We start from the raw sequence: 24,918 nt of genomic DNA, 5'->3' as shown, positions 1-24,918 counted from the left end.
GAGGCGATATGTGTAAGTTAGCCCCTTAATGATCAGTCCCCTCGCGCAGTTCCAGCGCCGCAAGGAACCCAAGGAACCCTCCGCACCACCGGCCGAAACCCCGCCTTCGGCCCGCACGTCGACCGCCGCGGCCCTCCACCGCTGGGCCGACCCCGCGGCCGTCGCCCTCGCGACCCTGCTCGTCGCCTGGCGTGCGAGCGCGCTCGGCCAGTGGATCGTGGACGACGCGGCCATCACCTTCGCCTACGCCCGCAGCATCGACGAGGGCCTCGGCCCCGTGCAGCAACCGGGCGCCGACCCCGTCGAGGGCTACTCCAACCCCTCCTGGCTCGCCCTGCTCGTCGTCGGCCGCAGGCTCGGCCTCTTCGACCACGGCGCGCTCCTGGGCGTCAGCGACCTGGTGCTCTACCCCAAGGCCCTCGCGCTGCTCTGCACGGCGGGCGTCCTCGCCTGCGTGGCCGTGGCGGCGCGCGCCGTGCTGCCGGGACGCGCCTGGGCCGTGACGCTGCTGACCGGCGCCGTCCTCGCCGCGAACCTGTCGTACGTGGCGTGGTCCTTCTCCGGGCTCGAGAATCCGCTGTACGCGCTGACCGCCGCCGCGACCGGCGCCCTGCTCGTCCGGGCGGCCGTGCGCGGCACCCTGCTGCGGCCCGCCGTCGCCGCGGGCGCGGGGGTCATCGCCCTGCTCGCCGCGCTGACCCGCCCGGACGGCGCGGTGCTCGCCGCGGCCTACCCGGTCACCGCCCTGCTGTTCCTGCGCAAGGGCCACCTCGCGCGGACCGCGCGGGCGGCGGCGCTGAGCTGCGGCACCTTCGCCCTGCCGTACGCGGCGTTCCTGCTGTGGCGCCGCGCGACCTTCGGCCTCTGGGTCCCGAACACGGCGGTTGCCAAGGCCCAGAAGACCCCGCAGCTCGCTCAACTCGCCTCCGCGGGCGAGCTGTTGACGTACGGCGGCTGGGCGCTCGCCCTGACCGGCGCGGCCTGCGTCGGCATCGCGCTCGCCCGCCCCGGACCGGCCCGCGGAGCCCTGGCCGCGCTGCTCGTCCCACTGGCCCTGACCCTCCTGGCGTACGGCGTGCTCGGCCGCGACTGGATGGCGCTGTACCGCTTCGCGACCCCGGTGTGGGTGCTCGCCGCGACGGCGCTCGCGCTGGCCACGGCCACCGTCTGGCACGCGGAACGGACCCGCGCGCGTGCCCTCGTCGGCTGCGCGCTCGCGGGCGCCCTGCTGCTCTCGGTCACCGGACAGGCCGCGCAGAACGGCAAATTCACCGACCGCCCGACGCTGTCCATGTGCTACGTCGCCGAGCGCTTCGGCCACACCTTCAACGCGTACGCCTCGTACCTGGGCCTGCGCGACGCCACCGTCGCCCTGCCCGACCTCGGCGGCACCCTGCTGACCTCGCGGCTGCGGGTCGTGGACGTCGCGGGCCTGACCGACCGCCGCGTGGCCGACGCCTACGCGGCCCGCGACACGGCCGCCCTGCGCCGCTACGTCCTGGACGAGGTACGGCCCGAACTGCTCCACGTGCACGCCGCCTGGACCGCCAAGTCGGGCCTGACCGAGCCCCGTCTCACCGCCGCGGGCTACGTCCCCCTCTACCGCGAGGGCAACGGCGGCGACTACGTCCGGGCGGCAGCGGTGCGCGACCCGGACCGCATCACCGCACTCCGCGAACACGTGGGCCCGGTCCTGGACACCATGGTCGCCGAGATGCGCCCGGCGGGCTGTGGCCCCGTCCTGCGCGCGGGCGAGGGGGCACAGGCATGACGACGGCTCTCCCGCGCCAGACCAGGACCCGCCCCGGACCGGCCACCCCCGTCGCTCCCGAGTCCCGGGTCGACTCCCTCACCGGGATGCGTTTCCTCGCCGCCTTCGCGGTGTTCGTGCACCACTTCACCGGGCTCAGCGCGTACGGCGGCGTCGCCCACGCGCCGCTGCTCTTCCCGTACTCACGGCTCGGCGCGACCGGCGTCGACTTCTTCTTCGTGCTCTCCGGCTTCCTGCTCACCTGGGGGCACCGCCCCGGGGCCCGCGCCGGCCTCTTCTACTGGCGCAGGTTCGGCCGCATCTGGCCCGCCCACCTGGTCGCCACCATCCCCTGCGTCTGGGTGTTCTACCTCTGGGGAGGCGTGCCGACGGACGTCCTCAGCTTCGTCGCCTCGCTGTTCCTGGTGCAGACGTGGTTCCCCGGCGTCACCCCGATGTTCCCCGGCAACGGCGTCGCCTGGACCCTCAGCGTCGAGGTCTTCTTCTACCTCCTCTTCCCGTTCGCGATCCGCTACGTCCTGCGCCTGCGCACCCGGACCCTCGCCGTGCTCGCCGTCGGCGGTCTCGTCGCGATGTGGGCGCTCAACTGGTGGACGGCCACCCACCTTTCGCCCTTCGCCAGCGAGTGGGTCATGCGGCATCCGGTGACCCGGTTGCCGGAGTTCTTCGTGGGTATGGCCTGCGCCCTGGCCCTGCGCCGGGGACACCGCCTGCGCCTCAGCCCGCCGGTGCTCTTCGCCTGCTTCGTGGCGTACGCCGCCGTCCACAGCCACCGCGCGGAACTGTTCGGTCCGTACGCGGCGGGCCAGCTCACCTGGGCCCTGCGGTCGGTCGCGGCGCTCTTCGCCGTCCTGTTCATCGCCGCCTACGTCCAGCGCGAGCTGTCCGGCCGCCGCGGCTGGCTCTGCTCGCGTCCGATGGTGCTGCTCGGGCTCTGGTCGTACGCCTTCTATCTGCTGCACCAGACCCTCAACCGGCTGATCCTCGACACCTACGGCCGCCCGCAGCCGGAGAACGTCGCGGTGTTCACGCTCCTCGGCGTCGGCGTCACGGTCATCGCGCTGTCGTGGGCGCTCTACACGTACGTCGAGGAACCGGCGAGGAAGTGGTGCGCCCGGCGGACCCCGCAGAGATGGCGCAGCTGTGTCGGTACACGTTAAACGCGCGTGATGCCGCGAAGATCCCGGTTCAGACCCCTGTGTAGGAGGAGACGTGCACCAGTCCGCGTACGAACAGATGGAACTCTGTGTGAAGCAGTACATGCCCGCCGGGAAGCGCCACCGGGTGGTCGACCTCGGGGCCCGGGTCTCCGACGGGCAGACCCGCACCCACAAGACCCTGCTCGAAGGGCGCGACACGGAGTACGTGGGCGTCGACGTGCTCGACGGACGCAACGTCGACGCGGTGATGACGAAGCCGTACCGCATCCCGGTGAAGTCCCGCAGCGCCGACTTCGTCATCTCCGGGCAGGCGTTCGAGCACATCCCCTTCTTCTGGGCGACGATGCTGGAGATCGCCCGCGTCCTGAAGCCGGAGGGCATCGCCTTCGTGACGGCGCCCTCGCGCGGCCACGTGCACGACGCGCAGGACTGCTGGCGCTACTACCCCGACGGGTTCCGCGCCCTGGCCGCCTACACCCGGCTCGAACTCCGCGAGGCCTACACGGACTTCCCGCCCATGAAGGGCATCCGCCACGCCTACGGAAGCATCGACGCCAAGCACGCCTACTGGGGTGACTCCGTCGGCGTGTTCCAGCGCCCCAAGAACTACCCGGCCCTCACCATGGCCTTCGTGCGCGGCACGACCAACTGGTGGGCCAACAGGATCGGCGGCGTGGACGGAGTCCCGCTGCCCAAGCCCGTCGAGGGCCGCGCCGACTGCGGCAGGCCGAAGGTGGTGGCGCCGCGCGAGACCGACGAACAGCCCGTTTCGTCTGCAAGTGATGTCAAATGACTTCATGTTGACGAAATATGGCATCAGGGATGTTTGGCGCGTACTGTCCGCTCCCATGGCATGGCGACGCGCTGTGAATGGCGCACTGAAGCAACTGACCGGATATCAGCTGACCCGCAGGCCGGTGCCGGCCCAGCGAGCGGCGGCCGCCCCGGCACCGAAGCCCGCCCCGGCACCCAAGCCGAAGCCGAAGGCCCTGAACCTCCCCGCCGACTACGACGAAGAGGCGAAGGAGATCATCCGTGCGGTGAAGCCGTACACGATGACCTCTCCCGAACGGCTGAACGCCTTCATCCTGGCGACCCGGCACGTGGTGCGGCACGACATCCCCGGCGGCATCGTCGAGTGCGGTGTGTGGCGCGGAGGTTCGATGCAGGCCTGCGCCAAGGCGCTGCTCGCCGCCGGTGACACCGAGCGCGACCTGTACCTCTTCGACACCTTCGAGGGCATGACCCCGCCCACCGAGGAGGACCTGCGCCTCGACGGCAAGTCCGCCGAGGAACTGCTCAAGCTCCAGGGCAAGGACCGCCCGATCTGGGCGGTCGCCTCCCTCGACGACGTCAGGTCCGGTTTCGAGAAGGTGCCGTACCCCAAGGAGCGCGTGCACTACGTCAAGGGCATGGTCGAGGAGACCGTCCCGCGCGAGGCGCCCGAGCAGATCTCGATCCTGCGCCTGGACACCGACTGGTACGCCTCCACCAAGCACGAACTGGAGCACCTCTACTCGCGGTTGGTCAGCGGCGGCGTCCTGCTCATCGACGACTACGGCTACTGGCAGGGCTCACGCCAGGCGGTCGACGAGTTCATGGACAAGACCGGCGAGCGGCTGCTGCTCCTGCGCATGGACGAAGGACGCATCGCCGTGAAGCCCTGACCGGGCGGCGGCACGTGAGCGGGCCCAGCGCCCGGCGGCCTCGGCCACCGGGTGCCGGGCCCTCTCGCGAGATCACTCGAATGGCTCTGTGCGGGTGACCCGGAAGGGCGGTGGTGGTTATCCGAGTGGCCCTCGGCAGGACACGCGGCCGTGCCCGTCAGCTCTCCGGAAGGAATGTGCGCAGCGCATGACACCCCGACTCGCCGTCGTCGTCCCCGTCTACAACGTCGAGGAGTTTCTCGCCCCCTGCCTGCGGTCGCTGGCCGAGCAGACCATGCCGGACATCGAGGTCGTCATGGTCAACGACGGGTCGACCGACGGGAGCGCGCGCATCGCCCGCGAGTTCGCCGCCGAGGACGCCAGATTCCGGCTCGTCGAGCAGGAGAACGCGGGGCTCGGGGCGGCCCGCAACACGGGGGTGCGCGAGGCACGGGGCACGTACCTGGCGTTCGTCGACAGCGACGACGTCGTCCCACGGGACGCGTACGCGCGGATGCTGGCGGCACTGGAGGAGTCGGGCTCCGACTTCGTCACCGGCAACGTCCACCGGCTGCGCTCCGGCGACCGGAGCGAGCAGTCGCCGATGTTCCGCAAGATGATGGCGAGCAACCGCGCCGGCACGCACGTCACCCGAGACTGGGACTTGCTCGGCGACCGCATCGCCTGCAACAAGGTCTTCCGCAGGGACTTCTGGGACCGCCACGCCCTCACCTTCCCGGAGGGCGTCCTCTTCGAGGACACCCCGGTGATGATCCCCGCCCACTTCCTCGCCGAAGCCGTCGACGTACTGAAGGAGCCCGTCTACCTCTGGCGCGACCGCGACGGCTCCATCACCACCCGCCGCGCCAAGCCCCGCGCCGTCCGCGACCGCACCGCCGCCGTCCTCGCGGCCGGCGGCTTCCTCGCGTCGAAGGCCGCCGAGGCGGCGGGCACACCGCGGGGGGAGGTCCTCGCGGAGGCCAAGCGGCGCTACGACACGACGGTCCTGGCCGGGGACCTGTGGCTGTTCATGGAGGCCCTGCCGCACGGCGACTCCACGTACCACGACGTCTTCATGGAGCAGGCCAACGCCTTCGCCGACACCGTCGACCCCGCGGTCCTGGCCGCGCTGCCGCTCGCCCTGCGCGTGCGCTGGCAGCTCATCCGCGGGCGCCGCGTCACCGACCTGCTCGCCTTCATGGCGTACGAGAAGGCCAACCCCGACGCCTTCAGGGTCCGCGGCCTGCGCGGGCGCCGGGCCGAGTACCCCGGGATCAAGGGGCTGCCGCGCGAGACCGTAGCCCTGAAACGTTCCGATCTGCCGCTCTCCGCGCAGCTCACGCACATCGCCTGGGACGAACAGGGCAGGCTGCGGCTCAAGGGCTACGCCTACATCCCCAACCTGCCCGCGGGACGGGTCGGGGCGCGCGCCAGGGTCGCCTGGCTGCGGGCCGGACGGCGGCGCGTCCTGCCGCTGAGGCTGCGCACGGTGCGGGCGCGCGAGGCGACGTACCGCTCCAGGCAGGGCCTGCACAGCTACGACCGGTCGGGGTTCGAGACGGTCATCGACCCCCGCAGGACCGTCACCAAGCGGCGCAGCACCACCTGGAAACTGGAGATGGGCGTGGTCAGCGCGCTCCTGCCGCGCACCGGGCCGGTCAGGACGAGCAGCCCGCCGCGGCTTCCCGTGCGGTATCTGGAGGAGTTCCTGCGGGTGGCCGTCACCCTCAGCAAGGGGCGGCTGAGGCTGCGCACGGAACGGGTGGCGGCGCGGCTCGTCACGCACGAGGGCTGCGGCGGCACCGTCCGGCTGCACGGGCGGCTCGCGCCGGGGGAGACGCGGGGCGCCGACGCCCTGCGGGTGGAGAACTGGGCCACCAAGGAGAGGCACGACGTCCCCGTCCTGGCGAACGGCCGCGACTTCAGCGCCGATGTGCCGCTCGGCCTCTTCCACGCCGGTGAGGACGAACGCACCGGCGAGCCGCGCAAGGCCGACCCGTGGGGCGTCTCGGTGCTCCGCGAGGGCGGCGACCGCACACCGCTCGCCGCCTGCCCCGACGTGCCGGCCGGGCGGTACGGCCTCCTCCCGGGGCGTGAACTCCTCGTCCTCGCCAACGCGTCGGGGAACCTGGAGCTGCGCGACCAGACCGTGCGGCCGCTCGCGGACACCGTGACCTGGGAGGACGAACTGATCGTCGAGGGCAGCCACCCCGACGCGCAGACCCCCGCCGCGGAACTGGTCCTCGTGCACGGCGGCCACGGCGACGAGGCCGTGGTGCCGGTGCGGGTCGAGAGCGGGCGGTTCACCGCGGCGCTGCGACCCGAGGCCGTGCCAGGACCCGGAGGAACCCTGCCGCTCGCCGAAGGACGCTGGAACCTCTTCCTGCGCGCGCCGGGCGAGAGCGACCCCGAGCAGTACACCGCGGTGTGCGTGGCCCCGGGCAAGGGCCGCGAACTGCCCCTCGTACGCACCAGGTCCGGCCGCGAGATCACCCTGCAGCGCCACGCGCACGACGGTCTCCACCTGCGCTCGGGCTCCGCGCTGCCCGTGGCCGACCGGGGCGGCCCGCGCCAGCGGGGGCTGCGCGAGGAGTACGCGGCCCGGCGCGGCGGACCGCTGCGCGACGCCGTCCTGTACTGCAGCTTCGACGGACGGCAGTACTCCGACTCGCCCCGCGCCGTGCACGAGGAACTGGTCGCCAGAGGAGCCGAGTTGGAGCACCTGTGGGTGGTCCGCGACCAGCAGGTGGCGCTGCCCGAGAGCGCCACGCCGCTCGCCCTGTGGAGCGCCGAGTGGCATGAGGCCCTCGCCCGCTGCCGGTACATCGTGACCAACACCCAGCTGCCCGAATGGTTCGAGCGCGCCGAGGGCCAGTACGTCGTGCAGACCTGGCACGGCACCCCGCTCAAGCGCATCGGCCGCGACCTCGCGGGCCACGCCTCCGCGGACCGCGCCTACATGGCGACCCTGCCGGGGCGCGCCGACCAGTGGAGCCTGCTGGTCTCCCCCAACCGCTTCTCGACGCCTCTGCTGCGCGGCGCCTTCGGCTACACCGGCGAGGTCCTGGAACGCGGCTATCCGCGCAACGACCTGCTGCACGCCGCCGACCGCGCGAAGGTCGCGGCCTCCGTACGCGAACGGCTCGGCATCCCCGAGGACAGACGCGTCGTCCTGTACGCGCCGACCTGGCGCGAGAACCAGCCCAAGCAGGCTGGGCGTTACGCCCTCGACCTCCGGCTCGACCTCGACGCCGCCGAGCGCGCGCTCGGCGACGACACGGTGCTCCTGGTCCGCAGGCACTACCTCGTCGGCGGCACCGTCCCCGGCTCGGACTTCGTCCGCGACGTCACGCGCCACCCCGACGTCAGCGAACTGCTCCTGATCAGCGACGTCCTGGTGACGGACTACTCGTCCCTGATGTTCGACTTCGCGCAGACCGGGCGCCCGATGCTCTTCCACACCCACGACCTCGACCACTACCGCGACACCCTGCGCGGCTTCTACTTCGACTTCGAGGCGCAGGCGCCGGGCCCGCTGCTCGCCACGAGCGACCAGGTGATCGCCGCGCTGCGCGACCCGCGGGCCGCCACCGCCGCGTACGCCGACAAGTACGAAAGATTCCGCGAGGTCTTCTGCGACCTGGACGACGGGAACGCGGCAGCGGGAGTGGCGGACGCCATGCTCGAAGGAGGCCGCGCATGAGCACGCCCGACCTGCACGACGTGAGCTGCGTCGTGGTCGCCGGTACGGACGCCGAGGCGCTGCGGCAGTCGGTGGGTTCCGTGCTCGACCAGACGATGGCCAACGTCGAGGCGGTCGTCGTCGAATCCGGCACGGACGGCGCCGCCCGCGACGCGGCGCGGGAACTCGCCGCCGACCAGCCGCACCGGGTACGCCTCGTGAGTGCCGACGGCGAGCTGCCGGTGGCCGCCGCGCGGAATCTCGGGCTCGACGCGGCACGCGGGCGGTACGTCATCGTGCTCGGCGACGGCGAACTCCTGGAGCGGAACGCCTGCCGCAACCTCTTCGACGCCGCGCGCTCCACCGGGGCCGACCTGGTGGCGGGACGCTGGACGCGCCTGACGGGCAGCGGCAAGAAGGAGCGCGGGCCGGACTGGCAGGCACAGCTGCACGCCAGGACACGGAAGGTCGAGAACCTCTCCGAGGCCCCCGAACTCGTCGCCAGGGACTCGCTGGTCACCGGATTCTGCGTCCGCCGCGACGTCCTCGACCGGTTGCGGCTCCGGTACGCGCGGGACCTCGACCACAGCGAGGTCCTCTTCGGCGCCGAGGCCGCCCTCGGGTCCCGCGCCATCACCCTCGTCCCGAACCTGATCACCACCCACCGCGCACCGCCCGCCCCCGCCCGCGAGACCCCGGCGCTGGCCACCGCCAACGCCCGCGTCGCCGGACTCCTGGTGAGCCTGGGCCGCCTCGACCTGGCCGACCGGCGCGAGCGGTTCTTCCTCGTCGACCACGTGCTGCCCTGCGCCCGTGCGTTCCCCCAGCTCACCGCCGACGAGCGGCGCCGGGCCGCCGACGGGACCGCCCCGCACCTCCAAGGCCGCGTGGACGTGCGCGCCCTGGACGCCCTCGCCCCCGTGGAGCGGGTGTGCGTACGGCTGCTCGCGGACGGCGACACGGACGGCGTCCTCGCGGCGGCGTACGCGCTCGCGCGGCCCGGCACCGTCGTCTCGGAGCTGACCGAGCGGGAGGGAAAGGTCTACTGGCGCGTGGACGGCCTCGACGACCCCCGCGTACGGGAGGTGCTCGACGTCACCGAACTAGGCCACCAGCACCAGGAGTTGGTGGACGCGCGTCTCCTCAACCGGCTCACCAGGTGCGACGTCGAGGAGGGCAAGGCGGTCCTCGAAGGCCGGGTCGTGCTGCCCGGCGCTCTGGCGCCCGACCGGCCGCCGCTTACCGCCCGCCTCGACGTACGGGAACACGGCGCGGGACGGCGCGGCTTTCGCGTACCCGTGGACGAGGTGCACTACGACGGCGGCGCGGTCCTCTGGCGGGCCACCGTGATCCTCACCGCCCGGCTGCGGGACCTCGGCGTCCGCGACCGCGTATGGGAGCCGCGGCTCCAACTGGCGGCCGGGGGACACGACATGACCACCGAACTCGTCGCCGAACCGGAGACCGTGGGGCAGAGCCAAGGCGTCACCGTCACCGGCGCGAACAAAGTGGAGCTGCGCCTCATGCCCCGCCACCGTGCCGCCCGCACGCTGCGCGCGACACTGCACTACGCCACCCACTTCCGGCCCGCGCGCAAACTCCGGCTGCGGCTGCGCGCCCTGCGCAAGCGATGGGACGGGCTGAGCGGCAAAGGGGTCAAGCTGCGCGTCTACCGGCGGGTGCTGCGGCGCCTCCCCGTCAGCAAGGGCTCGGTCGTCTTCGAGAGCCACATGGGCCGGTGCTACGGCGACAGCCCGCGCGCGATCCACCAGGAGATCGTCGACCGGGGGCTGCGGCTGCGCTGCACCTGGGCGTACGCCACCTCGGCCGAGGGCTACCCCGGCTCCGCCCGCCTGGTGCGCCGCTGGTCCTGGCGGTATCTGTGGGCCCTGGCCCGCGCCGAGTTCTGGATCGACAACCAAGGCTTCCCGCACGCCCTGGACAAGCCGCGCCACACCACGTATCTGCAGACCTGGCACGGCTCCGCGTACAAGCGCATGGGCTTCGACGAGGCACGCCTGAAGACGCAGAACGCCCCGCAGCGCGAACGTCTGCGGCAGGCCGTGGACCGCTTCGACCACTTCCTGGTGCGCTCCGAACACGACGTGAACACCCTCGCCCGCGCCTACGGCATCCCCGAGGAGCGGCTGCTGCGCTGCGGCTATCCGCGCAACGACCGCCTGGTCGCCGCGCGCGCCCGCGACGAGGCGTCGGGCCGCTTCCCCCGGCCGTCCGTGGCAGGCGAACTGGGCATCCCCGACCACAAGACGGTGGTCCTTTACGCCCCGACGTTCCGCGGGCTGCCCAAGAACAACAAGGCGGTGCAACTGACGCTCGACGTCCGCGAGTTCGCCCACCGTTTCGGCGACACCCATGTTCTCCTGGTGCGCGCCCACTACTCGGAGGCGGCCGACCTGCCCCTCTGCCCGCCGGGCACCGTCATCGACGTCTCGGCGCACCACGACGTGAGCGAGCTGCTCTGCCTCGCCGACGTCCTGGTCACCGACTACTCGTCGATCATGTTCGACTTCGCCCTCCTCGACCGGCCGATGGTGCACTTCGCGCCGGACCTCGACGCGTACGCGGCCGAGCGCGGCAGCTACTTCGCGCTGCGGGACGAAGCGGGCGGACCCGTCGTGGAGACGGAGGACGAGCTGCTGCGCGTGCTCGCCACGCTGAAGCAGGCGGACGGCGCGTGGGCCGGGCCCCGGCGGGCGTTCGCCGCGCGGTTCGGCGCGTACGACCGGGGGCGGGCCGCCGCCGACGTGGTGGACGCGCTCTTCGGGGCGCGGTCCGGGGAACAGGCAGGGGAGCAGTCAGGGGACACGCGGCAGAGGGGCGGGGCATGACCACGACGATCGCGACCAAGAGGATCGTGGCCCCGCCGAAGAGCCGCGATCTCTTCCTCGTGGCGAACACCGTCGACGAACTCGGCGGCGTCACCGCGTGGGCCCACCAGATGGCCAGGCTCTTCCAGCGCAACGGCCACCGTGTGCACCTCATCGGCGTCCACGAGGCCGAGCTGAAACTGGCGCTCCCGGACGACCTCGGCTACCCCGTCACCAGCCTCTACCGCGAGCATCCGCAGACCCCGCGCCCGGCGCGCGGCCTCGGCCGCCTCAACGTGGTGGCGCGCCGCCGCGAGGCGGCCCGGGTCGCCGCCAAGCGCCGTACCGTCGACCGGCTCTCGGAGCTCTTCCGCGCCGCGCGCCCCGGAGCGGTCGCCATCGTCACGCAGGTCTGGCCGATGGAGTGGATCAGGGAGGCGGACACCGCGGGCCTGCGCATCATCGGCATGAGCCACGAGTCGTACGCCTACACCCGCGCCTGCCACCGCTACCGCGCGGTCAAGCGCAGCTATCCCTCGGTGGACCGCTGGCTCGCGCTCACCCAGGAGGACGCCGACGACTGGATCGCCGACGGCATGCACAACGTCGGCGCGATGCCCAACGCCCTGGCCCACCTCCCCGATGTGCCCTCACGGCGCGAGGCCAAGGTGGTCTGCAGCATCGGCAGGCTCGCCGACCAGAAGGGCGTCGACATGCTCGTCGACACCTGGGCGCTCGTGGCCCCGCAGCGCCCCGACTGGACGCTGCGGATCTACGGCGCCGGGGCGGACGAGGCCGACCTCAGACGGCAGTGCACGCGCCTGGGCCTCGACGGTTCGGTCCAGTGGCGCGGCCGCACCAGCGACGTGCCCGGCGTGCTCGCCGAGAGCTCCCTCTTCGTGCAGTCGTCCCGCGGCGAGGGTTTCCCGCTGGCCCTGATGGAGGCGATGGCCAGCGCGGTGCCGTGCGCGGCCTTCGACTGCGCGCCCGGCGTCCGCGAGATCGTGCGCCACGGCGAGGACGGCCTGCTCGCCCCCGCCGGTGACATCGAGGCCCTCGCCGACCGCCTCCTGCGCCTCACCGGCAACCCGCGGCTGCGGGACGCGATGGGGGAGCGGGCCCGCAGGAACGTGCAGCGGTTCTCCGAGGCGCGGGTGCTAGAGCGCTGGGAGGAGCTGTTCGAGCTCCTTGAGCGCTGACGCCCGCCGTCAGGAGCGGTCCGAGCGCCCCGAGCGGGCGAGCAGCGACGACAGCAGGCCCCTGGCCCGGCCCCCGGCTCCTGCCGCGGCCGGCCGGGGTGCGTTGTCCGGCAGCTCGGGGACCGGCTCGTCCGCGTACCGTGACACCGGGTGCTCGGGCGACCTCGCCTTCTTGCCGCTGATCCGGATCATCGGGAAGCCCGCGACCTCCTCGGCGCCGTGCCACATGTCGTCCCGCCCCTTCAGGAAGGCGGCGAGATCGGCGTGGATCGCGTCGTAACTCCCCCACGTGCCATAGAACTTGGTGGCCGTGATGCACAGCGGTTTGAGCCCCGAACTCGCCACCGCGCCCCAGGTCGCCGCGGCCACGCCCGGACAGTGCTCGGCCCGGAAGTCGTCGAGCACGACGATCCCGTCCGGCCCGAGGACCTTCTCGGCGGCGGCGATGTCCGCGTGGACGTGCTCGTACAGATGCGAGGCGTCGATGTGCACGAAGCGGCAGCTGTCCGCCGCCACGTGCGCGGTGATCCCCGACGACGGCTCCTGGACGATCCGCGGCAGACCGTCGTGGAACGCGCCGTAGTTCGCCTCGAAGGCGCGGCGCGTCAGCGTGGCGTACGAGCGGCCCATCTCGGCGGAGTTGGCCTCGTCGGGGGCGGGCGAGTCGAAGAGGTCGCAGACGGTGAAGGTCTCGTCCGCCCGCAGGTACGCGCCCATGAAGATGGCGCTCTTGCCCAGGTACGCGCCGAGCTCCAGCAGATCACCCCGCTGCTCGTGGTCGCGCTGGCGGCTCAGAATCCAGTCGAAGAGCACTTGGTCGACCGGGTGGAACCACCCCTTCACGTCGGAGAGTTGGCGCGGTCGCGGAAGCCGGCCGGTGGTGGCGGAAGCGTGTCGCATGTCTGGTCCCGGGGATGGGGGAAGGAGGACGGTGCGGGGGGTTAGAGGCGCGGAGTGGGCGGGGCGACGTCGACCCGCGGGAGCGGCTCACCGGCCGCCCCCGCGGCAGGCACGGGGTGCCGGTCCGCCAGTGGCGCCACAGACGGTAGACCCCCTGTCTCACCGAGCACCACATGCCTCACAACTCGTTCAGCGGCCCGACCGTCGTCGTACACGCAGAAGCGGTTTCGGAAGGCGGCGCGCAGTTGCGCCGAGCGTGAGCCGCGCCAGTGGCCGGTGGCGAAGATGTCGGTGAGTTCGTCCTCGCTGCGGGCGACGGCGCCGGGCGGGAACTCCCGCACGTCGAAGTAGGTGCCGCGGGCCGCCTCGTACGCCTCCCAGTCGGTGGCGTGCAGGACGACGGGGCGGTCGAGGTTGACGTAGTCGAACATCAGCGACGAGTAGTCCGTGACCAGGGCGTCGGACGCCAGGCAGAGCGACTCGACGCCGGGGTGGTCCGACACGTCGATCAGCCGGTCCGACGAGGGGGCCAGGGGCTCCCCGTACGAGTGGTGGGCGCGGGTCAGGACGACGAAGCGGGGGCCGAGGTTGTGCAGCAGCCGCTCCAGGTCGAGGGTGCGGAGCTGCGAGTGGCGGTAGTCGCGCAGGGTCGGCGCATAGAGGATCGCGACGGCGCCGTGCGGGATGCCGAGGGACTCGCGGATGCGGGCCACGTCGGCGGAGCTCGCCCGCTGGTAGATGTCGTTGCGCGGATAGCCGTACTCGAGCGTGGTGAACGAGGCGGGGTAGACGCGCTCCCAGACCAGCGTGGAGTGGCGGTTCGACGACAGGACGTAGTCCCACTTGTCGGCGTTGCGCAGGAGGGCACCGAAGTCCATGTCACGGGCGGCGGCCGGCCGGTCCTGGAGGTCCAGGCCCATCAGCTTCAGGGGTGTGCCGTGCTGGGTCTGGATCATGATCTGGCCGGGGCGCTTGACGAGCCTGCGGTCGAAGTTGACGTTGTTGACGAGGTACTTGGAGCGCGCGAGGGCACTCCAGTACGCGGCCGTGCCGGGGCGCAGCCCGCGGGTGGCCGTCGGCAGGGTGTGGTGGTGGGCCGGGTCCGCGATCCAGGCGGTGCGCACGTGCGGGGCGTGCTCGCGCAGCGCGGCCTCCAGGGCGCCGGGGTTGCAGCCGTAGCCGCGGCCCCAGTACGAGGAGAAGACCGCGCGGTCGGCGCGCAGCGGCAGGCGCAGCTGGACGCGGTAGTGCAGTTGCAGCACGGCGCCCTTGGCGCGGCGCCGCGCGGTCGCCACGTACCGCTTGGCCCGCGACCTGACCCGCAGCGCCGTCCACAGGGTGCGGTAGGTGCGGTGCGTGCCCAGGCGCACCAGGCCGTGCCGCACCCGGGTGCTGGCGCGGGGGCGGACGCCGGGGACGCGGTAGCGGCGGTAGTGGGTGCGGGCCTTGCGCAGGAACGCGGCGCGGCTGCCGCGCGGCAGGCGGTCGTGCTTGGTGAAGACCGTCGAGTAGTGGTCGATCATCCGCCGGAAGAGGACGGGCCGCCAGGCCGCCGAGAGCTCCGGGTGCTCGTCGAGGAACGCGAAGACCCGCTCGTACTGGTCGAAGATCTCGAAGTGCCTGCGGGTCGTGGTGCGCAGGATGCTGCCCCTGCGGCGCTGCGTGTAGTGCACGCAAACCCGGTCGAGGGTGGCGATCGTGTCCGCCTTCATCAGGACCGGATAGGTCCAGGGCGTGTCCTCGTAGAGCCCGGGCGGGAAGGCGAGGGCCTCGCGTTCGATGAAGTCGCGGCGGTAGGCCTTGTTCCAGGCGACCATCAGGAGGTGCAGCAGGCCGGGCCGGTCGACCAGCCGGAACGGCGCCCCGCCCTCCTCCTTGAGGAGGTGCGCGAACTGGTTGCGCACCGCCTCGCCCGACCAGAACACGCGCGCGTAGTCGTAGAGCAGGACGTCGGGTTCGTCCGTCTCCTTGAGGCGGTCGGAGATCGCGTGCAGGGAGTCCGGGGTGAGGGTGTCGTCGCCGTCGAGGAAGATGAGGTAGTCGCCGCCGGCGTGCTCCATGCCCGCGTTGCGGGCCCGGCCGAGGCCGACGTTCTCCTTGAGGTGGACGGCTTTCACCCGGGTGTCGCGGGCCGCGCATTCGTCGATGAGGACGCCGCACGCGTCGGGGGAGGCGTCGTCGACCACGATCAGCTCAAGATCCGTGAACGACTGCTCGAGCACGGACTCGAGGCATGCGTGCAGATATGCCTGCACCTTGTACACGGGCACGATGACACTGAACCGGGGCAAGGCACATCCATGGGTCGACGCGGGCATACTGCCCGAAAACGCCCGGACGGCCGGTCGGGTTACGTCGTATGAGGCATACGGGGGACGGACGCGCGGGAGGCGGACCCGGTGCCGGGCCCGCCTCACTCGTCGAACGCACGTGCCTGTGTCGCCGGTGGTCGGCTACTTCACCGCACCCGCCATCACGCCGGACACGAACTGCCGCTGGAACGCGAAGAAGACGGCCAGCGGGATCACCATCGAGATGAACGCGCCCGGGGCCAGGATCTGCACGTTGTCACCGAAGGACCGCACCTGCTGCTGCAGCGCGACCGTGATCGGCGGGCTCTTGGAGTCGGCGAAGATCAGCGCGATCAGCATGTCGTTCCAGACCCAGAGGAACTGGAAGATGCCGAGCGAGGCGATCGCCGGCGCGCCGAGGGGCATCACCACCCGGAAGAAGAGCCGCAGTTCACCGGCTCCGTCCAGGCGCGCGGCCTCCAGGAGTTCGCGGGGGATCTCCGCGAAGAAGTTCCGCAGGAGGAAGATCGCGAACGGCAGGCCGAAGGCCACGTGGAAGATGACCACGCCGATCGTCGACTCGAAGATCCCGATCGCGCCGAAGATCTTCGACACCGGGAGCAGCGCCACCTGCACGGGCACCACGAGCAGCCCCACCACACCGAGGAACCACCAGTCGCGGCCCGGGAACTCCATCCACGCGAAGGCGTATCCGGCGAGGGACCCGATGATCACGACGAGCAGCGTCGCCGGAACGGTGATCATGATGCTGGACAGGATCGAGTCGGTGATCGTCTCGTCCTTGAGCAGCGTCGTGTAGTTGTCCAGCGTCATCTGCGACGGCGTGCTGAAGACCTTCCACCAGCCGCTCTCCGCCATGTCGGCCGACGTGCGCAGCGAACCGAGCAGCAGACCGATCGTCGGCACCAGCCAGAACAGCGCGACGACGACGAGGAAGACGCGTACGGCGGTGCCGCTCAGGACGGAGACGATCCGCCCGCCGAGCGACTGCTTCGCCTTCACCACTTCGACTTGGGTGGTCATCGCCGAGCCTCCCGCCGAAGTCGCCGCACGTTGCTGTGTTTTCCCGGGGGATAACCCCCGGACCCCCAGCCGGCGTTTGAGTGGCGCGTCATCGCCGTCCCTCCCGCCGAAGTCGCCGCACGTTAAAGAGCATCACCGGGATCACGAGGAGGAAGAGCAGCACGGCGATCGCGCTCGCCACCCCCGAATCCTCGTCGAGGAACGCCGAGTTGTAGAGCTGGAGCGCCAGGACGTTCGCGTCGTCCTTCGAGGAGTTCGGCGCGATGATGAAGATCAGGTCGAAGATCTTCAGTACGTTGATCATGAGCGTGACCGCCACCACCGCGAGCACCGGCGCGAGGATCGGCACCGTGATCCTGCGGAACACCTGCCACTCGTTGGCGCCGTCCACCCGGGCGGCCTCCAGGAGTTCACGCGGCACGCTGGCGAGACCCGCCGCGATCAGGACCATCGCGAAGCCCACCCAGATCCACAGGTACGAGCCGATGACCGCGGGCGTGATCAGGGAGGGGCCAAGCCAGTCCACGCCGTTGTACGGCTCGCGGAAGTTCGATGCGGGGAAGCGGAGTTGGGCCCCGTCCGCCTCCTTGGGGAGCGCGAAGGTGCCGTCCGCCGCGGCCTCGGCGGAGGCCACCACCTTGCCGTCCTTGACGGCCTCGATCTTGATCCCGGGATAGCCGAACTCGGCCTTGTCCGGGGCGTTGATCTCGCCCCGGCCCTTGCCGCGCGTGAAGTCCTGCCAGGCCGTCCCCGTGACCTTGTCGGGGTCCGGCTTCGCGGCCGCCGCGGACTTGGCGTCGCCCGGCATGTTGTCCGGCGCGACACCCGTCAGCGGGAGCACCACCGGAGTGCCCGCGCTGACCGGCTCGCGCGTGATGAACGCGCCGCCGCTCGCCGACTTCAGCGGCGACTGCGAACTGGGGTGCGCCTGCGGGAAGGCGGACGACTCGGCGAACGTGTCGTGCACCCCCACCATCACGGCGTTGGCCACACCCCGGTCCGGGTCCGACTCGTACACGAGCCGGAAGATGATGCCGGCCGCGAGCATCGAGATCGCCATCGGCATGAAGATGACCAGCTTGAACGCCGTTCCCCAGCGGATGCGTTCGGTGAGCACGGCGAAGATCAGGCCTAGCCCGGTCGCCAGGGTCGGGGCGACGACCACCCAGATTGCGTTGTTCTTGATCGCGGTCAGGATGGTGTCGTCCGTGAACAGCGTCTTGTAGTTGCCGAACGCCGTGAAGTCGCCCGACTTGTCGAAGAAGCTGCGGAAGACCGAGTACCCGATGGGGTAGAGGACGAGCGCGCCGAGCAGCACGAGCGCCGGTGCCAGGAACAGCACCGCCACACCCTTGCGTGTGCCCGTCACGCTCTTGCGCGGCTTGGGAGCCGGGGGCAGCGCCACATTCGGCGTGCCCCCGGCGTTCGCGGACGCCACCGGGTCAGTCCTTGTAGGCCGCGGCGGCGGCCGTCTCCAGCGCCTTCTGGGTGCCCGCCACGTCCTTCGGGTTCTTCAGGAAGTCCTGCAGCGCCTTCCACTCGCCCTTGCCGGGCGTGCCGCCGAAGGCCTGCGGGGCCTGGTCGGACATGTCGTAGCGGATGTCGTCGCCCGCGGCGATCAGGGCCTTGGCGATGCCCCGCTGCACGTCGTTCGGGTATGCCGCAAGGTCGAGCTCCTTGTTCGGCGAGACGAAGCCGCCCGCCTCCGCCCAGATCTTGGCCGAGTCCGGCGAGGCGAGGAAGGTCAACAGCGCCTGCGCGCCCTTGCTGTCCTTCAGCGCCACGGCGGCGTCACCGCCGACGACCGCGGGGGACTCACCGTCGCCGACCGCCGGGAACGGGAACACCTTGGCGTCCGTGCCGACCTCGGCCTTCGTCTCCGAGATCGGCAGCGAGACCATGTCGCCCTCGAAGACCATGCCGGCCTTCGGCTGGTCGCCGCCCGTGAACGTCTGCTTCACGGAGGCGGGGAACTCGGTCTGCAGCGCGCCGTTCGCACCGCCCGCGACGAAGCCCTTCTTGCCGAAGAGCTCACCGAGGGTGGTCAGCGCCTCCTTCACGGAGGGGTCCGTCCACTTGATCTCGTGCTCGGCGAGGTCGTCGTACTTCTCCGGGCCCGCCTGCGAGAGGTAGATGTTCTCGAACCAGTCGGTGAGCGTCCAGCCGTCGGCGCCCGCGACGGAGATCGGCGGCACCCCGGAGTCGTACACGGTCTGGGCCGTCTTCATGAAGTCGTCCCAGGTCTTCGCCTCCTTGGCGCCCGCGTTGTCGAAGACCTTGGTGTTGTACCAGACCAGGGACTTGTTGGCGGCCTTGAAGTACACGCCGTACTGCTTGTCGTCGACGGCCCCGAGGTCCTGCCAGCCCTGCCCGTAGTTCTTGTCGAGCTGCTTCTGCGCCTCGGGCCCGACCGGCTTGGCCCACTTGTTCTCCACGGCCTGCTCGATCGCGCCGACCTGCGGAAGCATCGCGACGTCCGGCGGCTGGCCGCCCGCGACCTTCGACTCCAGGAAGCTGATGATGGGGTCCTGCGCCGGTACGAAGGTGACCTCGGCCCCGGTCCGCTTCTCGAACTCGTCGAGGACCTTGAGGAAGACCTTCCGCTCGGAGCCGCCCCAGACGGCGGCCACGGAGACGGTCTGCCCGTCCAGCTTGGGCAGTTTCACCGCGGCGGCGCTCTGCTTGCCGCCGCCCTTGTCGCCGCTGTCCCCGTCGTCGTCACCGTCGCCGCCGCACGCGGTGACGGTGAGCGCGAGCGCGCCCGCGACGAAGGCCGCGGCGAATTTGGCGGTGGTACGCCGGTGGTGCGGTGCCCTGCGTGTTCGAAGACTGCTGCGCATCACTGCCCCGTTTCTCTGCCATGGCGAGTCCCGTGCGGTCTGTCTACGCCCGGGCGGGGAGGGGCGGCAAGAGCGCAAACAGTGTCAACCAGGTGATCGTGATGGCGTTGTGACGTGCCGTCATGAGGCCTGGCGCCCGGCAACGTGCGGAGCCGGCGAAGAGGTGGTGCGGAACTAGAGGAGAGAGGACACCTGATCCGCCGCGACGGAGCGGGCGGCCCGCTCCAGCGCGCTGGCCAGGAGCGCCAAGTCCGTTGGTCCGTTGCCCAGTTCGCGCACCGGGCGCCGGGCCGGGGGATCACCCATCCGCTCCCACTCCAGCGGGACGACCGTGGGCCGCACCGTCGACGTACGAGGAATGCGTCCCGTGACCCGCCCCGCCTGGAAGGGGCTCACCCGGCCGTCGGCCGTACGAAGCTCGCCCCGGCCAGGGGCGGGCTCCTCCGGCCCCGGGGTGACGGCGTCAAGCACGATCCGCAGCGTCGCCCGCCGCCCCAGCTCCGTCTCCGGCATCCGCTCGCTGCGCGCGGTGGTGGCGACCAGATGCACCCCGAGCCGCTCCCCGTCCCGGGCCACGGCTTCGAGCGCCCGCACGACGGAGCCCGCGGCGGGCCGCCCGGGAGACCCGAGCGCGGGTGAGAGCAGTGCGTCGAAGTCGTCGACGAGCACGACGAGCCGAGGCAGCGGAGGCCCCGGCTCGATCCCCTTGCGGGCGGCGACGGGCCGCAGCCGCATCGTGGAACTCGGCGGAGCGTCAAGATCGCCCGCGCCGCCACCGCCCCCGCCCGCGGTCCCGACGCTGACGCCGCTCCCGCCGGCCACCCGGGCCTGAGGTGCCTGTGCGTGCCACTCGGCGAACCCGAGCCGCCCCAGGAGCTCGGCCCGCCGTTTCAGCTCGGCGGTCAGCGACTGGGCGAACTCCCGCATCCGGACGGGGTCGTTGGCGGCGAGATGCGTCGTGACGTGCGGCAGGTCCGTACAGACCGCGAGGCCCTCGACCAGCCGGATGTTCCCGCCGTTCGTGCCGCTGCCGCCGCTTCCCGTGGTGTCACGTCCGTCGATCAGGACCATGCCGAGACGGTCCGGGCGCTCGGCCGCGGCCAGCGACGCGGCCACGGAACGCAGCAGTTCCGTGCGCCCGCTGCCCGAAGGGCCCTCGGCCAGGACATGCGGGCCCTCGGCGGCGAGGTCCACGACCACGGGTCCGCGCGGGCCCGCGCCGAGCACCGCCCAGGCCCGACCGCCCAGCGCCTCGGCGTCGTCGGCGGCCGCGGCCCACCGCGCCATCAGGGAAGCGGGGGTGGCCCTGGCGAGACCCAACTCGTCGAGCAGCCGCGCCATTTGAGGCAAAGGAGCGGACACGCGCGCGTGTCCGTCGCCGGGCGCCCCGTCCGTACGGAAAGGCGCGAGGGCGCGGGCGAACCGCTCGGCCCAGGCATGCGACACCGCGTCCACCGCGGCGACCGTGCCGTGCCCCGCGAGGCGGCCGTCCACGGTCCGCAGCAGCCGCAGCGCGGTCGCCACGTCGCCGCTGAGCAGCGCGACGGCACCGCAGGCACGGAAGGCGGGCGACACGGAGCACGCGGCTTCGTACGTGGCCGTCACCGGGGAGGCGGGTGACGCGGCGGGGGTCTCCGCCAGGCAGACGACATGGATGCCGGCGGCGGCCCCTTCCCGCGTCAGCCGCACCACGGCCTCGCGCAGCCCGGCCGACCCGGGGTCGCCGTCCACCACGACGACGGTGCGGGGCCCCGGGTCCGGGGCGCTCGCGGCGGCACTGTCGCCTTCGGCGGCGGACGCCCGGTCCGCTTCGTGGTCGTCCAGGCGCCGCAGCAGCTCTCCGGTGCGCGCGGCCGCCTGCTCGCGGTCGTAGGCGAGGAGGAGGCGGCAGTCCTGGCCGTGCAGGGGCCGCAGGTGGGGGAGCCAGCCGAGCCAGGACCACTCGGCGGTGCGCTCCGGCGTGGTCCGTGCCCGGTCCGTGCTGAGCAGCACGATCTCCAGGGCGTCGGGGGAGTGCAGCGCGGCGAGCTGGGCGACGACGGCACGGGTGAGGCCCGTGAGCCGCTCGCGCGGGCCCGCGAGGCCGAGCGCGCCCGCCTCCCGCAGGCTGACCGTCACGGGGACGGCGGGCAGCAGGCCACGCTCGTCGGGGGTCGCGCGGTCCACCGTGCCGAGCCGGACCGCGAGCGCCTCGGGGTGGCCGGGTCCGCGCTCCCAGAGGCGGGGGCCGGGGCCGAGCGCCGTGAGCAGCAGGGCCGCGGGGTCGGGCCAGGACTCCGGGGTCCGCGCGGCGGCGGCCACCGCGAGGTCCTCCGGGGTGGGGGCGGCCGGTTCGGGGAACGTGGCGCCGCTCCCCGTCCCGTACGCGTCGTCCTCGTGGCCCGCGGGGCCGTGTTCGTCGTCGCGGGCGCCCGTGAGCCGCCGGGCCCAGGCCGACAGGCCGCCCCGCTTGCGGAGCGCGCGCGGCACGGGTGTCCCGCGCAAGGGGGTGCCGACGCGGGTGCTCTCGGCGTCCGGGGCGCCGCCCTGCTGCGGCACGAGCGGCACATCGGTGTGGGACGCCTGGCCGGACGTGCCGTGGGACCCGCTCGGACCGCCCTGGTCGCCCTCGCCCGCGGCGCCCCAGCCCGCGGAGCCGTACGCGTGATGGGTGCCGTCCGAGGGCGTGCGGCCCGCTCCCGGGGGCGCGTCGAGGGGAGCGTCGGCGCTCGCGGTGACGCGCACGCGTACGTGTCCCTCGCCGTCCGGAGCCGTCGGCAGCGCGCCGCCCGTGCCGTCCCCGGCGGTGAACCGCAGCGCGGACTCGCCGAGCCGCAGCAGGGAGCCGGGGGTCAGGCGCACCGGGCGGTCGGTGATCTCGTGGCCGTCCACCGTCGTGCCGTTCGTGGACCCCAGGTCCGTGACCGTGACCTGGCCGTCCGGGGTGAGTGTCACCGCGCAGTGCAGCCGTGAGACGTCCGGGTCGTCCAGCGGGACGTCCGCGTCCGCCGAGCGGCCGACGCGGATCTGGCCGCCGTGCAGGAGGTGCACACCGCCCGCGTCGGGTCCCGCGACCACGTGCAACTGGGCGGCGGCTCCGGCGAGTTCGGGTCCGGGCTCCGCGGGGGAGCCGAGGGAGAGCACCGCCCCGTCTATCAGCGGGGGCTCCCCGAGGGTGCAGCGCTGGGCGTCCAGGCGCTCCGACTCCGCGTACAGGACGACGGGTCCTTCGCCGCCCGCGACGACGGCGGCGAGACCGGAGGCGACGGTGGCCAGGGCGGTCCCGGCAGGGGCGGTGACCAGCACGTCACAGGCGCCGCGCGGCGCGGCGAGGCGGCCATGGGGCTCGGCGGTCTGGCCGCTGCGCGGCCCGAGGACGGTCAGCCGGATCTGCATCGCCGTCAGCGGTCCCTTCTGCCCTTGCCGCCGGGCACGGGGACTCGCGCTGTGATTCCCCCCACCGCACACGGCCACGTCGGCCAGTAACAGAGAAGCATCCTCGCACCTGCCACTGACAACACGCCCGGCGGCCACCCGTAAGTGATCTTGATTGGTCGGCTCTGCTCGGAAAAGTGCCTGCTTGGACCGATGCGATCGCGGGTCATCCCTTCGTGACGAAGGTCAATTCGACGCCATCCGGCAACCAACGGCCCGCAAGGGGCGTCTTCCCACCGAACAGCTATCCGGTCACCCGGCGGCCGACGTGGAATGTGACCGGCCGGTGCCCCGTTCGGCGGCACTAGAGTGGGTCGGAACATCTTCCGGCGGGTAGCCGGGTCCGGACACACCAGCGAGATCAGCAGATCAGCAGGGAGCATGACGTGCGGCCGGTAGGCAGCAAGTACCTGCTCGAGGAGCCGCTCGGGCGCGGCGCCACGGGCACCGTCTGGCGAGCCCGCCAGCGTGAGACCGCGGGTGCCGAGGCGGCCGTCCCCGGCCAGCCCGGCGAGACCGTCGCGATCAAGGTCCTGAAGGAAGAGCTCGCGAACGACGCGGACATCGTGATGCGGTTCCTCCGCGAGCGGTCCGTCCTGCTCAGGCTCACGCACCCGAACATCGTGCGGACCCGTGACCTGGTCGTCGAGGGCGAGCTCCTGGCCCTCGTCATGGACCTGGTGGAGGGCCCCGACCTGCACCGCTACCTCCGCGAGAACGGCCCCCTCACACCGGTCGCGGCGGCCCTCATGACCGCCCAGATCGCCGACGCCCTCGCCGCGAGCCACGCGGACGGGGTCGTGCACCGGGACCTGAAGCCCGCGAACGTGCTGCTCAAGCAGGATGCCGACGGCGCGATGCACCCGATGCTCACCGACTTCGGCATCGCACGCCTGGCCGACTCCCCGGGACTGACCCGCACCCACGAGTTCGTCGGCACGCCCGCGTACGTGGCGCCCGAGTCCGCCGAGGGCCGCCCGCAGACCAGCGCCGTCGACATCTACGGCGCGGGCATCCTTCTGTACGAGCTCGTCACCGGACGTCCCCCGTTCGGCGGCGGCTCGGCCCTGGAGGTCCTGCACCAGCACCTGAGCGCCGAACCGCGCCGCCCCTCCACGGTCCCGGACCCGCTGTGGACGGTCATAGAACGGTGCCTCAGCAAGAACCCCGACCACCGCCCCAGCGCCGAGAACCTCGCGCGCGGCCTGCGGGCCGTCGCGGACGGCGTGGGCGTGCACGCGTCCAGCGCGCAGATCGCCGCGGCCGAGGGTGTGGGCGCCCTCCTGATGCCCGACCCGGACCCCGCCATGGTGCCGGGGACCGCCGGAGCCGCCGATCCCACCCAGGCGCTTCCGCACAACGCGGGCTCGTACGATCCGAACGCGGCGACGAGCGTCATGCAGAACACCGGCTCCGGGGACGCCGACCCCACCTCGGTGCTCCCCTCCGGCAGCCGCGGCGCCGCCGACCCGACGGCCGTCATGCCGCCGGTGCCGCCGAACCAGCCGGGCGCCGACCCGAACGACCCGCACCCCTGGCAGAACCAGATGCGGGCCGCGCGCGACCGCAACGAGCAGACGCAGGTCCAGTCGTACCTCGACCCCAGCCAGGATCCGCTGCGCCGCCGTCGCCCCCAGCGCCAGGTGCAGCAGCCGCAGCCGCAGCAGCAACAGCGCCCCCAGCAGTACGCGCCCCAGCAGCAGCGCGGGCAGCAGTACGCCCCGCAGCAGCAGCGTCAGCAGTACGCGCCGCCGCCGCAGCAGGCACCGCCGCCCCAGCAGCCGCCCGCGGGACGCCCGCCGCGCGAGCCGAGGCAGCGGAGCTCGAACCCGAACCGGATGAAGATCCCGGGTCTCGGCTGCCTCAAGGGATGCCTCTTCACGCTCATCATCCTGTTCGTGGCGAGCTGGCTCGTCTGGGAGCTGAGCCCGCTCCAGGAGTGGATCGGCACGACGAAGGGCTACTGGGAGCAGCTGACGGACTGGTACGACACGGTCTCCGGCTGGATGGGCAAGGTGGGCGGCAAGTAGCCGTCCGGTGGTCGGCGGTGGGCGAATCACCTCCCTACTCTGGGGATTTGTCGACACCTGCGGGGTGATTTCTGCTCCTGGAGTGAAGGTTGGCGTCGAGGCCGCGTAGTTTT

At 72.3% G+C, this 24,918-nt stretch carries 14 protein-coding genes; 8 read left to right on the top strand and 6 right to left on the bottom strand.

From position 1 onward, the window contains the following. Nucleotides 1–28: 28 nt before the first annotated feature. The 7 genes from ACWFRU_RS30765 (at nucleotide 29) to ACWFRU_RS30735 (ending at nucleotide 12,286) form a co-directional block, all read left to right on the top strand. The gene (locus ACWFRU_RS30765) at nucleotides 29–1,771 is read left to right on the top strand and encodes a hypothetical protein (protein ID WP_453691371.1); all 1,743 of its coding nucleotides are present in this window, start codon (nucleotides 29–31) and stop codon (nucleotides 1,769–1,771) included. Next, on the top strand, nucleotides 1,768–2,931 hold the full coding sequence (locus tag ACWFRU_RS30760; RefSeq protein WP_453691370.1) for an acyltransferase family protein: 1,164 nt from the start codon (nucleotides 1,768–1,770) through the stop codon (nucleotides 2,929–2,931). The genes ACWFRU_RS30765 and ACWFRU_RS30760 overlap by 4 nt, the downstream gene beginning before the upstream one ends. Nucleotides 2,932–2,983: 52 nt before the next feature. Further along, entirely contained in the window at nucleotides 2,984–3,724 is a 741-nt protein-coding gene (locus ACWFRU_RS30755) for a class I SAM-dependent methyltransferase (RefSeq protein ID WP_453691369.1), read from the top strand. 55 nt (nucleotides 3,725–3,779) lie between these two features. After that, nucleotides 3,780–4,598 (top strand): TylF/MycF/NovP-related O-methyltransferase, encoded by an 819-nt coding sequence (locus ACWFRU_RS30750; protein WP_453691368.1) that lies wholly within the window; start codon nucleotides 3,780–3,782, stop codon nucleotides 4,596–4,598. A gap of 187 nt (nucleotides 4,599–4,785) precedes the next feature. Next, entirely contained in the window at nucleotides 4,786–8,280 is a 3,495-nt protein-coding gene (locus tag ACWFRU_RS30745) for a bifunctional glycosyltransferase/CDP-glycerol:glycerophosphate glycerophosphotransferase (protein ID WP_453691367.1), read from the top strand. After that, nucleotides 8,277–11,108 carry a bifunctional glycosyltransferase/CDP-glycerol:glycerophosphate glycerophosphotransferase gene (locus tag ACWFRU_RS30740; RefSeq protein WP_453691366.1) on the top strand — a complete coding sequence of 944 codons (2,832 nt, stop codon included), beginning with the start codon at nucleotides 8,277–8,279 and terminating at the stop codon, nucleotides 11,106–11,108. Before ACWFRU_RS30745 ends, ACWFRU_RS30740 begins: the two co-directional genes overlap by 4 nt. Beyond that, on the top strand, nucleotides 11,105–12,286 hold the full coding sequence (locus ACWFRU_RS30735) for a glycosyltransferase (RefSeq protein ID WP_453691365.1): 1,182 nt from the start codon (nucleotides 11,105–11,107) through the stop codon (nucleotides 12,284–12,286). The genes ACWFRU_RS30740 and ACWFRU_RS30735 overlap by 4 nt, the downstream gene beginning before the upstream one ends. Nucleotides 12,287–12,295: 9 nt before the next feature. Here ACWFRU_RS30735 and ACWFRU_RS30730 read toward each other — a convergent pair whose 3' ends face one another. From ACWFRU_RS30730 to ACWFRU_RS30705, 6 genes are all read right to left on the bottom strand, one after another. Then, a complete protein-coding gene (locus ACWFRU_RS30730) occupies nucleotides 12,296–13,186 on the bottom strand; it encodes a class I SAM-dependent methyltransferase (RefSeq protein WP_453691364.1) in 891 nt (296 codons plus the stop codon). Between the two features lie 41 nt (nucleotides 13,187–13,227). After that, the gene (locus tag ACWFRU_RS30725; protein WP_453691363.1) at nucleotides 13,228–15,477 is read right to left on the bottom strand and encodes a bifunctional glycosyltransferase/CDP-glycerol:glycerophosphate glycerophosphotransferase; all 2,250 of its coding nucleotides are present in this window, start codon (nucleotides 15,475–15,477) and stop codon (nucleotides 13,228–13,230) included. Between the two features lie 162 nt (nucleotides 15,478–15,639). Continuing rightward, the gene (locus tag ACWFRU_RS30720) at nucleotides 15,640–16,521 is read right to left on the bottom strand and encodes a carbohydrate ABC transporter permease (protein WP_453691362.1); all 882 of its coding nucleotides are present in this window, start codon (nucleotides 16,519–16,521) and stop codon (nucleotides 15,640–15,642) included. Nucleotides 16,522–16,609: 88 nt separating this feature from the next. Continuing rightward, nucleotides 16,610–17,890, bottom strand: coding sequence for a carbohydrate ABC transporter permease (locus tag ACWFRU_RS30715; protein WP_453691409.1), 1,281 nt, complete (start codon nucleotides 17,888–17,890; stop codon nucleotides 16,610–16,612). A 73-nt stretch (nucleotides 17,891–17,963) separates the two neighbouring features. Beyond that, the gene (locus ACWFRU_RS30710; RefSeq protein WP_453691361.1) at nucleotides 17,964–19,361 is read right to left on the bottom strand and encodes an ABC transporter substrate-binding protein; all 1,398 of its coding nucleotides are present in this window, start codon (nucleotides 19,359–19,361) and stop codon (nucleotides 17,964–17,966) included. 174 nt (nucleotides 19,362–19,535) lie between these two features. Continuing rightward, nucleotides 19,536–22,736, bottom strand: a complete 3,201-nt coding sequence (locus tag ACWFRU_RS30705) for an FHA domain-containing protein (RefSeq protein ID WP_453691360.1) — start codon at nucleotides 22,734–22,736, stop codon at nucleotides 19,536–19,538. A 425-nt stretch (nucleotides 22,737–23,161) separates the two neighbouring features. Between ACWFRU_RS30705 and ACWFRU_RS30700 the strand changes: the two genes are divergently transcribed. Next, the gene (locus ACWFRU_RS30700) at nucleotides 23,162–24,805 is read left to right on the top strand and encodes a serine/threonine-protein kinase (RefSeq protein WP_453691359.1); all 1,644 of its coding nucleotides are present in this window, start codon (nucleotides 23,162–23,164) and stop codon (nucleotides 24,803–24,805) included. Nucleotides 24,806–24,918: the final 113 nt, after the last annotated feature.

The organism is Streptomyces sp. NPDC055099, from assembly GCF_053607685.1.
Note: the sequence above shows the minus strand (reverse complement) of the source record. Positions and strands in the feature narration are given on the sequence as shown.